Annotated in this window: 11 protein-coding genes; 7 read left to right on the top strand and 4 right to left on the bottom strand. The window is 39.1% G+C overall.

What is annotated here, in order from left to right:
• Positions 1 to 31 precede the first annotated feature (31 nt).
• The 4 genes from NON16_RS06620 to NON16_RS06605 are packed head-to-tail and all read left to right on the top strand — an operon-like array spanning position 32 to position 4,620.
• Positions 32 to 1,249: a DNA polymerase IV gene (locus NON16_RS06620; RefSeq protein WP_257347972.1), complete on the top strand. Its 1,218-nt coding sequence runs from the start codon at positions 32 to 34 to the stop codon at positions 1,247 to 1,249.
• Positions 1,227 to 2,177 (top strand): AAA family ATPase, encoded by a 951-nt coding sequence (locus NON16_RS06615; protein WP_257347971.1) that lies wholly within the window; start codon positions 1,227 to 1,229, stop codon positions 2,175 to 2,177. The genes NON16_RS06620 and NON16_RS06615 overlap by 23 nt, the downstream gene beginning before the upstream one ends.
• Complete coding sequence (locus tag NON16_RS06610; RefSeq protein WP_257347970.1) at positions 2,174 to 3,382, top strand: DUF58 domain-containing protein; 1,209 nt, start codon at positions 2,174 to 2,176, stop codon at positions 3,380 to 3,382. Before NON16_RS06615 ends, NON16_RS06610 begins: the two co-directional genes overlap by 4 nt.
• A complete protein-coding gene (locus NON16_RS06605; protein ID WP_257347968.1) occupies positions 3,379 to 4,620 on the top strand; it encodes a DUF4129 domain-containing protein in 1,242 nt (413 codons plus the stop codon). The genes NON16_RS06610 and NON16_RS06605 overlap by 4 nt, the downstream gene beginning before the upstream one ends.
• A gap of 471 nt (positions 4,621 to 5,091) precedes the next feature.
• On the opposite strand, the gene namA is transcribed toward NON16_RS06605, so the two are convergent.
• Complete coding sequence (gene namA, locus NON16_RS06600; protein ID WP_257347967.1) at positions 5,092 to 6,108, bottom strand: NADPH dehydrogenase NamA; 1,017 nt, start codon at positions 6,106 to 6,108, stop codon at positions 5,092 to 5,094.
• A gap of 116 nt (positions 6,109 to 6,224) precedes the next feature.
• Positions 6,225 to 7,016, bottom strand: a complete 792-nt coding sequence (locus NON16_RS06595) for a glycerophosphodiester phosphodiesterase (RefSeq protein ID WP_257347964.1) — start codon at positions 7,014 to 7,016, stop codon at positions 6,225 to 6,227.
• A 271-nt stretch (positions 7,017 to 7,287) separates the two neighbouring features.
• On the opposite strand from NON16_RS06595, the gene NON16_RS06590 reads away from it, so the two are divergent.
• On the top strand, positions 7,288 to 8,904 hold the full coding sequence (locus tag NON16_RS06590; RefSeq protein WP_257347963.1) for a M20/M25/M40 family metallo-hydrolase: 1,617 nt from the start codon (positions 7,288 to 7,290) through the stop codon (positions 8,902 to 8,904).
• Between the two features lie 162 nt (positions 8,905 to 9,066).
• On the opposite strand, the gene proC is transcribed toward NON16_RS06590, so the two are convergent.
• Positions 9,067 to 9,888, bottom strand: coding sequence for a pyrroline-5-carboxylate reductase (gene proC / locus NON16_RS06585; RefSeq protein ID WP_257347957.1), 822 nt, complete (start codon positions 9,886 to 9,888; stop codon positions 9,067 to 9,069).
• 397 nt (positions 9,889 to 10,285) lie between these two features.
• Between proC and NON16_RS06580 the strand changes: the two genes are divergently transcribed.
• Both NON16_RS06580 and NON16_RS06575 read left to right on the top strand, forming a co-directional pair.
• Entirely contained in the window at positions 10,286 to 11,257 is a 972-nt protein-coding gene (locus NON16_RS06580; protein ID WP_257347956.1) for an MBL fold metallo-hydrolase, read from the top strand.
• Positions 11,254 to 12,039, top strand: a complete 786-nt coding sequence (locus tag NON16_RS06575) for an SDR family NAD(P)-dependent oxidoreductase (RefSeq protein WP_257347948.1) — start codon at positions 11,254 to 11,256, stop codon at positions 12,037 to 12,039. The genes NON16_RS06580 and NON16_RS06575 overlap by 4 nt, the downstream gene beginning before the upstream one ends.
• Before the next feature lie 76 nt (positions 12,040 to 12,115).
• Here the strand turns inward: NON16_RS06575 and NON16_RS06570 are convergent, their stop codons facing one another.
• Positions 12,116 to 12,880 carry a DeoR/GlpR family DNA-binding transcription regulator gene (locus NON16_RS06570; RefSeq protein WP_257347947.1) on the bottom strand — a complete coding sequence of 255 codons (765 nt, stop codon included), beginning with the start codon at positions 12,878 to 12,880 and terminating at the stop codon, positions 12,116 to 12,118.
• Positions 12,881 to 13,352 lie beyond the last annotated feature (472 nt).

The following is a 13,352-nucleotide window of genomic DNA, read 5'->3' as shown; positions in this document are numbered from 1 at the left end:
TGTATTATTCATTCGGTTGGTGAAGACCTTTATGGTTAAGAATCAGAACAGATCTAGAATTATTTTTCACGTTGATATGAATAGCTTTTATGCATCGGTTGAATGCGTACATAATCCTTCTCTTAAGGGAAAACCTCTTGCGATAGCTGGAAACGTGGAGGAGCGAAAAGGAATCATTGTTACAAGTAGTTACGAAGCACGAGCGAAAGGCGTTCGGACGACAATGCCATTATGGGAAGCAAAAAGGAAATGTCCAGAATTAATTGTCCTACCCCCATCGTTTGACAGGTACCGAGCAGCGTCTAAACAGCTTTTTGATCTTTTGTTTGAATATAGTGATCTAGTTGAGCCGGTGTCGATCGATGAAGGGTATATTGATATTTCAGAGACTCCATCGAATTCTCCCTTAGAAATAGCCAAGGAAATCCAGTTTAGATTATTGAATGAGTTAAAGCTGCCTAGCAGTATTGGGATTGCACCGAATAAGTTTTTAGCAAAAATGGCGTCCGATATGAAAAAGCCACTTGGGATCACTGTGCTAAGGAAAAGAGAACTTCCAGAGAAATTGTGGCCTATGAAAATTGAAGAGATGCATGGGGTAGGTAGTAAGACAATGGGTAGATTCCATGAAATCAATGTGTTTACAATTGGAGACCTTGCAAAGAAAAGTGAACTGGAAGTCAAACTCTCACTTGGGAAAAACGGTGAAAAACTATGGAATCGAGCGAGAGGTATTGATGATCGAAAGGTTGACCCAGAAGCATCAAATTCCTTCAGAACAGTAGGGGTATCGACCACATTACCTGAAGACCTTATACATTCTAATGAAGCAAAGATCGTGTTTGACGAACTGGCAAACTCTTTAGAGGCAAGGCTCAACCGGAAAAACGTAGTGGCAATATCCATTCAACTTACGATCCGTTATGCAGATCGTAAAACAATTACAAGGAGCGAATCGTTAACAAATCCTGTACAAAAAAAGACGGATCTTGCTGCAATAGCGAATAGAATTTTCAAAGGTCATTGGAATGGTGAACCCGTTCGTCTACTAGGAATTAGTGCCATTCAGGTTATCGACAAGAAAAACGCGGTGCGTCAGCTTGACTTATTTTCGTATCAACAATATTCCAAAGATGAACAACTAGTTGAAACGTTAGACAAAATTCAACGTAAATATGGAAAGAATTCTGTTCAAAAAGGGTTAGAGAATAAGGGGGATAATAGAAATGGAAAGAAGGATCAAAATTGAAGAATTAAGAACGTCTATTGGTAACGTATTAATTGGTAAGGAAGAGTCTGTTGATTTACTTATGGTCGCATTGCTGTCCCGAGGGCATGTGTTAATGGAGGATGTTCCAGGGACAGGTAAGACAATGCTTGCGAAAAGTATCGCCAAATCAATTGCGGGAACGTTTCGTAGAATCCAATTTACTCCAGACGTATTACCGTCAGATGTTACAGGAATCCAGTATTTAAACCCAAAGACAAAAGAGTTTGAAACCCGGCATGGTCCTGTAATGACGAATGTCTTACTAGCTGATGAAATTAACCGTGCAACACCTCGAACACAGTCCAGTTTACTTGAAGTGATGGAGGAGCGACAAGTTACTATCGATGGAGAAACGATCAGCTTACCAAGTCCTTTCATCGTACTAGCGACGCAAAATCCGATTGAATCTCATGGAACATTCCCATTACCAGAAGCACAAATGGACCGATTCTTGTTGAAAATAAATGTAGGCTATCCGAATTTGCAAGAGGAACATAGAATGATGAAAGCCTATCGAAAGGAAGAACCGATTGATCGTCTCACAACGGTCTACACAGCAGCGGAACTAATAGAGATGCAACATGAGATAAAATCTGTTCATCTCACTGAAGAAATAGAGATGTATTTACTTTCAATAGTTGCAGAGACTCGTAAATCAAAGCAAATTGAAATTGGAGTAAGTCCACGGGGGACCCTTGCGTTCATGCGTGCTGTTCAAGCCTATGCATGGTTACAAGGGCGAGACTATGTCAACCCTGAAGATGTGAAGAAAATCGCACCTTACGTATTGTCACACCGACTCGTACTATCGATGGAAGGGGAACTACGAAAAAGCCAAGACCAAGTCATTCAAGATATATTGGATGAAGTGGACGTACCGGTGGAAGCGGGAGCAGTCCAAAAATGATTTGGAGAAGAGAAATAGATTCAGGAGCAATTAATACATATCTACCAATCACGGCTGCCATTGTGATTCTATTTAGCTTTTATGGAAAGTCATATCTCTTATTTTGGATAGGGACGCTCACCTTAATCGGCACATTGTTATCGAGTCGTTATGTTATTTCTATTACCCGAAAGCTCGCTTATAATAACGAAAGACAAACGATTCGGATGTTTCCTGGTGATAGCGACCGCATGATTGTTCAGGTTGCCAATCGTAGTAAGCTGCCTGTTTTCAATAGTAAGTTATCGTTCACATTAAATAATCATTGTGTCATTGAAAACATCCAACCTACCGAAGAGAGAAAAAGTGTTAATGAATATGTTGTTCCTCTCACCTTTCTTCCTAAAGAACAAAAAAGACTTGTCTTTACGATTAATGGGACCAGTAGAGGAGTCGCTAAGATAGGCACGCTAAGATTTACGGTTTATGATCTATTGAATATCACAACCGGCAAACTTGTAAACGATCGCCTTATCCAAACGGAACTAATCGTTTACCCAACTATATTAACAGTTGGTGGTGTCCAGCAATTAATCCAGACTCGACAAGGCAATCGTGTAGTGCCATCATCCCTTCATGAGGATCGTAATTTAATCGTTGGAACGCGGGACTATGAACCTGGTGATTCATTTCAACGTATTCATTGGAAGGCATCAGCCCGAATGGATGAAATACAAACGAAAATCTATGAGAAAACGATGACCCAAACATGGACTATTTTCATGAACGTGATTTTTAACTCAGATGAAGTATCTCAATTTGGTGAGAATGGGCTGCTTGAAAGGCAAATTAGTTATACCGCTTTTCTGTGCCAATTTGCTTTCCAACATAATATACCGTTTGAAATTTATATCAACATTAAGACACGAGGCAGAATACCATATATGCATCTCGAAAAGGGTGAAGGAAAAAGTCAATTAGCGAAAGCATTGGAGCTATTGGCAAGGCTGAGCAGTAATAGTATCAAGGTTCCGATGCATCGTGTATTGTCCATGTTTGAACGACGCCACTTTAGTTCAACACTCATCCTTTTAGTTGGGGATAACCAGACGGATATGGACTTTTACTATCGTTTTCAGAAACAGGGAATGGATCTATATAAAGTTTTTCTAGACGAGTCATCCGCATCGTTAGACCGTTTAGAAAAAAGGAGGATCATCTCATGAAGCGTATCGCAGGCATCCGTATGAGATGGCTCCAATATATGATGGATGTATTCTTTATCGTCCTAACGACTGTATGGATCTATGCACCTTTTAATAAAAGCGTAATGTTACCCCTACTTGCTGTTATGGTGATTGGGGGGATTATATGTGAGTTCTTATTTACTCGAATGAAAATAACTGTAGGGAAAGTAGTACTCGTCCTACCCTTCTTGTGGGGTATGGGATGGTTACTAGGATTGGATCTTCTTCTTTTCTTGCTAGCTGGGGTACTTTGCTTATGGAGGTTTACTAGTCATTATCTTGATCCTGATTTAGGGCAAGAGATGTTTCTATTTATGTTGACAATTATGAGTGTCGGCACTTTCTTCTTTTTGTATAATAATAGCGAATACTTGCTTGTTGTCCTGTCTATTACAATGATTCAAGTACTGTTAATGAGCTCAATACGAGTTAATAGAACATTAGGTGAACAGCAGCTACACCCTACTATTAAAAAATGGGTTGCCTACATATTTTTAGGGTTTGTTGGTACAACCGGAATTGTTGCCTTATTCTTCCCTCTGATCAAACAGATTTTTATGCTTGGAATGAGGGCGCTTGGAACAGCTGTGGGGCTTGTTTTATATTATCCTGCCCAATACATCTTAAATTGGTTTATGAGTTTAGTTGATCCATCAGAACTAGAATCGTCGGGAGAACAAGAAGGGAAAGCTAAACCGGATAAAAAGTTTCTTGATCAGGACTTTACTAACAGTGGAATAGTAGACTTTCTGAACGCCTTTTTGATTATTGTCGCGCTCTTACTTGTTATTTGGATCGTTTGGAAGTTCTATAATAAGCAATTGACCCTTCAAAAACCAATGACACTGACCCCGGTGGTGGAATCACAGGACTTGAGCTATGAAGAGCCAAACTTATCATTTCGAAACAAACGGCGTGCACCGGAAAATAGGATTCGGAAGCGGCTCTTCCAGTTGGAGAGTAAGATGGCAAAATACAATTATGGACGATACAGCAATGAGTCTGTACATGAGTGGCTAAGCCGTGTTGAACCACCTGAAGAGCTACATCAGCAAATTACGAGCATCTACCAACAGGTTCGCTATGGGGAGCTTGATGTTACTCAAGAACAGACAACGAAATATGAAGCTGCTATCCAAAAATTGTTGTCATGGGGGAAACTTAATTATAAAAATAAAGAAAACTTGGCTAACGCAAAGCCTTGGCGCTGGCGTTAGCTTTAGTCCCTAAAGGGATGACCTAAAGGCCCTTGCTTTATACTTTCTTAACGTGGAACAAAAAAACCGAGGCTGACATTCGATTGTCAACCTCGGTTTTGCTTATGTTTACTATTAAATCTTAACCTGTTGGTGATTGTACATATTAGATCTGTCTGGGGCCATTTACCGTTAAAAGTGGGAATGACCCTTCTACAAGGGTATAAAAAGATCAAATTTAATGAAAAACATCCAGATTTAACAGCTGTTCTCAAAATAATTCTTCCGGAGTTTCCTGAATTCAGCCGAAAGATTCTGGAATTCATCTGAACTGAGTATAATTCATTCGGAAAATCTGGAATTCGTCCGAACTGAGAATAATTCATCCAGAAAATCTGGAATTCGTCCGAACTGAGTATAATTCATCCGGAAAACCAGGAATTCATCTGAACTGAGATTAATTCATCCAGAAAAGACGCTTCCGCTTTTCTTTTACCAGCCTCTTGTATATTGTTTTGGTGGAGCCAACTCTACGTTTAATTCGTTTGCAGCTCGTCTTGGCCAATACGGATCACGTAATAGTTCACGGGCTAAAATGATTAAATCTGCACGATTATTTTGCAGAATTTCTTCAGCATGCATTGGTGATGTAATTAGTCCGACAGCACCAGTTGCAATATGCGCCTGTTCACGCAGGTGATCTGAATACTGAACTTGATAACCCGGGTATGGTTTGATTTTCGCTGGAACCACTGCACCTGAGCTACAATCGATTAAATCAACACCAAGATCCTTCATCCATTTAGCATAGTCAACGTAATCTTCAACCGTATAACCTTGTGGATGATAATCATTTGCTGAAATACGTACAAATATCGGCCCTTCAAATTCAGATTTAATCGCTGTAATCACTTCACGTAAAAAGCGGAATCGTTTTTCCTTCGATCCTCCATACTCATCTGTACGGTGATTCGTGAGTGGAGATAAAAATTGATTGATCAAATATCCATGGGCTCCATGAATCTCAATAATATCAAATCCAGCTTCGCGGCTGCGACGTGCAGCGTTTTTAAAATCCTCTACGGCCCCATGAATTTGTTCAGTAGACATTTCTTCAGGCTTTTTCATATCTTCTTTGAAAGGAAGTGGGGAAGCAGAATAAATTGGCCCCTCGACAATCGCTTTACGACCAGCGTGTCCGAGTTGAACGGCAATCTTCGCATCTTGCTCATGGACAAGATCAACCAATTCCGTCAGTCCTTCAATATGCTCATCCTCCCAAATACCTAAGTCTTCCATCGAAATTCGGCCCTGTGGATGTACAGCTGTTGATTCCACATTGATCAAGCCTACCTGACCAACAGCCCGACTTGTATAATGAGTTTTGTGCCAATTGGTTACTTTACCATCCTGATCTAGGCAGGAATACATACACATTGGTGACATCACAATTCTATTTTTCAATGTCACATTCCGGAACGTAATCGATTCAAAAAGCTTTGCAGACATATCCTTCACCTCTATTATTCATTGTTACCTTCTGGAGATTCCATACAAGTGTAGCATAAGAAGGTGAGGGAGGAAGGTTACGATGCTCACAACATCCAAAGCAAAAGAACATGAGCCTACTTATACGATTTGAGTGGATTTAACTTTTGGAACACTGTCATTAGCTTTGAAGGTGTCGGTTGATGTACGCCTTCTAATACTGATCTCGCAATGTCTGGAACATCGGTAATAATTGCCTCCACATGCTGATCAAAAAACCATTGCATCTTTTTCGGATCATTGATTGTATACGATCTTATCTTTATCCCATGCTTAGCAAAGTTTTTCAATATGTTAGTATTCACTGTACGCCAATGTGGATGAGCACTTTTTGTATTTAACTTACGTACATAATTCCAAGGTTCATAGAGGCCTGACGAGTATAACGGTGCAACTTCATTTCCTCGATCGATTCTTTGAAGTTCACGTAAACTATAGTGGTTGAAAGATGAATAGATCGCTCGTTTCTTGAGGTCATATTTCATCACTAAATCGTACACGAGTCGTTCCATATTATAATAAGGTAAAACAGTATTTTTAAATTCAATATTTAATTGTAAATGAGTAGGTTTTAACCATATGAGGATTTCTTCAAGTGAAGAGATTTTTTCTTCTTTATATTGATGTGAATACCAACTGCCAGCATCTAAACGGCGTAGCTCGTTATACGAATGTTCACTAACAAATCCCTTACCGTTTGTCGTTCTTTTTAAAGTTTCGTCGTGTATAACCACTGGAATTTTATCTTTGGATAATTGGACGTCCAGTTCGATACCATCTGCTTTTAGTTCCAGTGCTTTTTGAAAGGAAGCCATCGTATTCTCGGGTGTATACTTACTCGCACCTCTATGGGCAAAGATGTAGGTCAATGTAATCTCTCCTTTTTAACACGTTAAGAAAGTATAAAAATACTTTCTATAGTATAAGTGCAACTAAGGCGATCGCCAGCGCAAAGGCTTGGCGCTAGCCAAGTTTTCTTTAAAGGAACCATTAATTGATGTTCAATCTAGGTATGCTTATAATGATACAAAAATATTATTCAGTAATAAAGGATTTCGCTACTATGTGCAGAAACTTTACTATATGTTTACATGAAACGACATACATTTGCATTTATCATCAGACAGGAGTGGTCTCACCATGAAGAAATGGCAGGATAAAGAGAGTCTAAAAGAATTGCTTTATCAGCTTGTAGAATTCCCTAGTATCACTGGTTCCGATGCTGAAATTGGTATCAGTGAATTCATTTATATGAAGCTTGCTGATTTGGATTATTTTAAGGGAAAACCAGAAGATCTTCAGATACATCCGACAAGAGATGGGAGAAAGTTTGTAACCGCTCTTGTTCAAAATGGGAAATCAGATGAAACTATAATTCTTATCAGTCATTTTGATGTTGTTGACGTGGAAGACTTCGGAGAATGGAAGAACCTTGCCTTTCGTCCGAGAGAATTGACACAGGAATTTCTTGCGATCAAGAATGAGCTTTCAGATGATATCCAAGAGGATCTTGATAAAGCAGAGTGGATTTTTGGCCGAGGTTCAATGGATATGAAGGCAGGTCTTACTCTGCAAATGTCGATGATTGAGAAAGCTGGACTCGGTGAATTCGATGGGAATATTTTATTACTGACAGTTCCTGATGAAGAAGCGAACTCGGCAGGAATGTTGGAAGCAGTAGAAGTGTTACTCGAGTTAACTGAAACACATAATCTTCAATATAAAGCTTGTTTGAACTCAGAACCGGTTTTTACTCGTTATCCTGGGGATCCCAATCAGTATGTCTATACAGGTTCTATAGGTAAACTGTTACCCGGATTCCTGTGCTATGGAATGGAGACTCATGTTGGCGAACCCTTCTCAGGTGTCAATGCGAACTACATGGTTTCAGAGTTAACTCGTGAACTAGAGTTAAACACGGACTTTTGTGAACTGATAGATGATGAAGTTACACCTCCACCTACTAATTTGATGCAAAAGGATTTGAAGGAAGAATATTCGGTACAGATTCCACATGTAGCGGTAACCATGTTTAATCTAATGACGATGGAGCGGCCTGTATATGATTATAATCAAAAACTAATTGAAATTGCTCGAAATGTTGCGAAAAGAATTGAACAGAAACTCCTTGATCAGGCAGCAGCATTTAATCAATGGGAACAATTTGAACCGCTTTCCCATAACATTCGAGTACTCACATTCGAGGAATTAATCGAAAAAGCCATAAAGCAATACGGAGAAGCTGAGATTATCCGAAGGCAAGCTTATATTTCAGCTAACTTTAAGGAATTAGGAGACCGTGACCTTTCCACTCGTCTCGTTTCGGATCTTGCGTCATTATGTAAAGATGAGGGACCAATGATCGTGTTGTTTTATAGTCCTCCATTTTACCCAGCTGTTTCATCAAGGAAAAATAAGCACATCCAATCGGTCGTTACCGAGATGGTCGAGTATGCAAGAACAGAGCACAGTGTTACTCTTAAGGAACAGCATTATTTTGGAGGGTTGTCAGATTTAAGCTTTACAAGCCTCACACAACCCGTCGAAGGACTGAAACCACTGTTTCGAAATATGCCATTGTTCCAAAATGGATATCAGTTTCCACTCGATGAGTTACAACAGTTGAAAATTCCTGTGATGAACCTCGGACCATTAGGAAGGGATGCGCACAAATGGACGGAACGATTGAACGTTGATTATTCATTCGGGCCATTCCATAAAATGCTCCCTGTTGCGATTGAGAAATTGTTGAAATAACTGTTATAGTCGGGAGTCAGCTTGTTGGCTGACTCCTTTTAAAATAAGTTAAGAAAATATAAAAACTTGCTGCATGTTTATGGGTGATATCTTGATATTATGGGCTAAAACCGAATTATATGGGCGACAATCAAATTCATGGTACATCCGATACACAAGCAACTATCCGCCTTGTTTCATTTCACGTGAACGTTGTGCGGCTTCCAAAATACAGGAGATGAAGGCTTGATCGACATTTCGCTCATGCAGTGCTTGTAGACCGGCGGCCGTCGTTCCTCCTGGACTCGTAATATTGTGACGAAGCTGTTCAATTTCAAGGTGTGAATGTTTGAGCATCTCCCCAGCACCTATCAATGTTTCAGCGATCAGCTTTCTGGAATCTTGCTCGCAAATACCATGCATGAGGGCAGCCTTATGGAGGGCTTCTGCTATATAATAAAAATAAGCAGGTCCACTCCCAGCGATTGCAGTTGTTGTATCCATTTGCATTTCATCAACAAAGGTAACAGTACCAATCGATTCAAAAAGCTGGGTAGTAATTTGGGTGTGAATTGATGTGACATATGCCCCTTTACATAGTGTTGTTGCAGATCGGCCTATTTCCGATGACGTGTTCGGCATTGATCGAATAACCGGAATTGCTTTTTTTAGAACATTTTCTATAAATCGAGTTGAAACTCCAGCCATCACCGAGATGAGTAACTGGTTCTGAGATATGAAAGGGCGTATCGCTTCTAACCCATCTAAAGCATCTTTCGGTTTAATGGCGACTACAATAACATCTGCTTCGGAGATGACCTCCTTAATATTGCGGGAGGCATAAATTCCGTAGTGATCTTCTAGATAGGTGAGTCGGTGATTATTTGATCGATTTGTGATTCTAATTTGTTCGTTGGTGACAGCATGGTTTCGTAACAAGCCCTTAATAATTGATTCAGCCATTGAACCTGCACCGATAATAGAAATGTGGTTATTAATAATCACGATGATACCTCCTTGAATAAAAAATATCCCCAACTGTCCTTGGAAAAAAGGACGGATGGGGATTCCGCGGTACCACCTTCGTTGACATCAATAGATGCCCTCTCGTGTTTCCGTATCGTGGAAAAAGACGGTCAGGTTTTGGCCTAACAGCTCCTGGATAGGTTCAACCGTTTCATTGCGATGGAATCTTCCAGTCGATGGATTCCAATCTCTGGCGCCGAGCTTCGGTTTACTATTTCCGTTCATAGCTTACGATTATTGTTAAAGTATATTATTATTGAAAACAAGCTAACGTGTCAAGCTATTATTTGTGAACGTTTTACATAAAGAGAGTGAAATGTTCATACACTGTTGCTTGATACGAACACAAGTTTTCTAATTTGGAGGCGTTTTTGTTTTGAGCGAAAAGATTTATTGTTTTACACTTCCTACCCCCTTTACAGTAGGGGATGTTAATGTGTATTTAATTGCAGCCGAGAAATTGACTTTAGTTGATATAGGACCAAAAACAGAAGAAGCTTGGGTCCAGTTTCGCTCACAGATTGAAGATATTGGCTACAGAGTTGAGGATATTGAACAGGTCATTCTTACACATCATCACCCTGATCACGTCGGCCTTGCGGATTACATAAAAAACGAAGATGTTTCATTTGTTAGTTTAGCCTACAACCTCCCGTGGTTAAGGAAAGATCAAGAGTTTTTGACTCATCATGATCAGTTTTACGAAAAAGTGTACACGGAAATGGGCATCCAACAATTCCACAAAAAGGCGATGTCTCAGATCCGTCGATATTTGGACTATTCATGCACAATCACAGTAGACACTGTTGTACAAGAGGGGGATGAGATAGCAGGATTAACCGGATGGATCGTACTTGAAACCCCGGGTCACGCCCAAGGGCATTTATCTCTATTTAAAAAAAGCGAAGGAATTCTGATCGGCGGCGATCATGTAATCAAGCACATCTCTTCCAACGCCTTAATCGAACCCCCACCAATTGGGGTAGAAGAAAGACCTAAGACGCTATTACAATACCGGGAATCATTGAAAAAGGTTATCGAATACAATGTGAAGGTAGTCTATGCTGGGCATGGTGAAGTCGTTTACAATCCTTTAGAACTCGTACAAGAGCGTTTGATTAAACAGGAGGAACGCGCTGAACGAATTTTATCAATGATTGAAGCAGAGGCTTTATCCGGCTTTGATATTTGCAAACGATTATTTCCTTCGATCTTTCTAAAAGAGCTAGGTCTTACCATGTCCGAAACATTAGGACACCTGGATCTATTAGAAAGTGAAAATAAAATTGATGTAGAGAATAAAAATGGTGTTCTCTTTTATTGTAAGAAAGGGGCAGCCTCTCAATGACATCAAGGAAGGTAGTTGTAATAACAGGAGCATCAAGTGGTATTGGGGCAGAAATGGCTATTCAAATCGCTTCTAAAGGTTGGCTCCCAATACTTATGGCACGTTCACTTGATAAACTAGATACTCTTCAAAAAAAGATTGAAACCAATACTGGGATAGTGGCAAGGGTTTATCAGTTGGACGTCCGTAATCAAAATGCTGTCAAGCAAATATTTCAAAACGTAAATGAAGATATCGGACAAATTGATGTACTGATTAACAACGCAGGTTATGGTAAATTTGACTTTTTTGAAGAGGCAAACATCGACGATATAGAAGGGATGTTTGAAACCAATGTGATTGGACTGATGGCTTGTACACAGGCTGTATTACCGATCATGAAAAAAAGCAGCGGGGGGCATATCATTAACATCGCCTCTCAGGCAGGTAAAATTGCCACAGCGAAAAGCAGCGTTTATGCCGCAACGAAGCATGCTGTTCTTGGGTTTACGAACAGTTTGCGGATGGAGTTAGAAGATGACAACATTCATGTGACTGCAGTAAATCCAGGGCCGATTCAAACCAACTTTTTCTTAATTGCAGATCAAACAGGTCATTATCAAAAAAGTGTTGAAAAATACATGCTTCACCCGGAGTTCGTTGCCCGTAGGGTGGTCGACAATATTGATCGACCTGTGCGTGAAATTAATTTACCAAAGTGGATGGATCTTGGAAGTAGGGCATATCAACTGTTTCCGAAACTTGTTGAGAAGTTTGCAGGAAAAGCATTTAAACAAAAATAATCCGTTGACAAAGAAAAGACCGGTCCTCTATCTAGTTAGGGACTGGTTTTTCTTTACATGTAAGACCTTCTGCATGTCAATTCAGTTTATCGGAGATTACAAGATGAATGTCGTGGCTTTTTGCATATTCTTGATAATTTTCACTTGGGGTAGTATCAGTAATTATATAATCAATCTCATCCAGTCCACAATAGGTCATCAAAGTATTTTTATCAAATTTATAATGATCGACCAGTAAATATATTTCTGAACTCCTTTTAACGATCGTTTGCTTTATTTCACTTTCAAGAGGGGATGAATGAGTCACACCATTTGATATAGAAATCCCAGTCGAAGCCATGAAAGCCTTGTTGATATTATAAGATTTTAATAAATCCATATTTTTAAAGTTAATAAACGATTTTGTTTTACGGTCAAATATTCCACCTGTTGAAAGTACATTTAAATTATCATAAGGGAAGGAATTACTAATAAAATCTAGATTATTAGTAATGATCGTCACATGCTTTGTCTGTATGTACTCCACCATTTCTACTGTTGTCGTTCCTGAATCAACATAGATAATATCCCCATCCTGAACAAAGTTCGCTGCCGTTTTAGCAATTGACTCCTTTTGTCTTTGATTACGTATGTGCCTTTTGTTGAATGATTCAAGTGCTACATCATTTACAGCTACTCCGCCATAGACTTTTTTAATTTTCCCTCGTTTAACCAACTGCTGAACATCACGTCGAATGGTGTTTTTTGATACGTCAAACACTGTGACAAGCTCATCTAAAGATACTGTCTGATGCTCAAAAACATATTCCTGTATTTGTTCAATCCGTTTTGTTTTAAACATGTTTATCCCTCTTGTTATTTTTATTTTTGACTTCTAATTTAGCTGCTGGTGACAAAAAATATAATACAGTTTTAGCTATAACGATTAATGTATTCATTTATATAGTTAGAAGCGTTCTTCTGTAATAATATCAATGCTTTGAATATATTTTAGCAAAAATTACCCAAAACTTCACCATTTATTTCTATTGTATGGTTATTTATTTGATATTTTAATTAAAACTACTAAATTAAACTTTATTCCTTTATTAACAATGATCTTGCCATTAGCGTACAACATAGATAAAATAATTTTCTGAAATTTCTATTGACTGAAAACGTTTTTAATATTATTATTAGATTCAAACATACCCAAAACATACTCAAAACGTAACAAAAATATCAAAAGGAGGGGAGAAGAATAAAAAAATAGCTTATGTGCAGTAAAGTTGTTCAGTGGGAGATTTATGACGGAGATCGCCAGCGCTAGCCAA

The organism is Pseudalkalibacillus decolorationis (assembly GCF_024609785.1).
Classification (GTDB): Bacteria; Bacillota; Bacilli; order Bacillales; family Fictibacillaceae; genus Pseudalkalibacillus; species Pseudalkalibacillus decolorationis.
This window is presented reverse-complemented; position numbering and strand designations above follow the sequence as displayed.

Coding starts and splice junctions, on each gene's coding strand:
- namA (WP_257347967.1), bottom strand. CDS start 6,108: ATGTCTGCAAAGCTTTTTGAATCGATTACGTTCCGGAATGTGACATTG.
- NON16_RS06570 (WP_257347947.1), bottom strand. CDS start 12,880: ATGTTTAAAACAAAACGGATTGAACAAATACAGGAATATGTTTTTGAG.
- NON16_RS06615 (WP_257347971.1), top strand. CDS start 1,227: ATGGAAAGAAGGATCAAAATTGAAGAATTAAGAACGTCTATTGGTAAC.
- NON16_RS06605 (WP_257347968.1), top strand. CDS start 3,379: ATGAAGCGTATCGCAGGCATCCGTATGAGATGGCTCCAATATATGATG.
- NON16_RS06575 (WP_257347948.1), top strand. CDS start 11,254: ATGACATCAAGGAAGGTAGTTGTAATAACAGGAGCATCAAGTGGTATT.
- NON16_RS06620 (WP_257347972.1), top strand. CDS start 32: ATGGTTAAGAATCAGAACAGATCTAGAATTATTTTTCACGTTGATATG.
- NON16_RS06590 (WP_257347963.1), top strand. CDS start 7,288: ATGAAGAAATGGCAGGATAAAGAGAGTCTAAAAGAATTGCTTTATCAG.
- NON16_RS06610 (WP_257347970.1), top strand. CDS start 2,174: ATGATTTGGAGAAGAGAAATAGATTCAGGAGCAATTAATACATATCTA.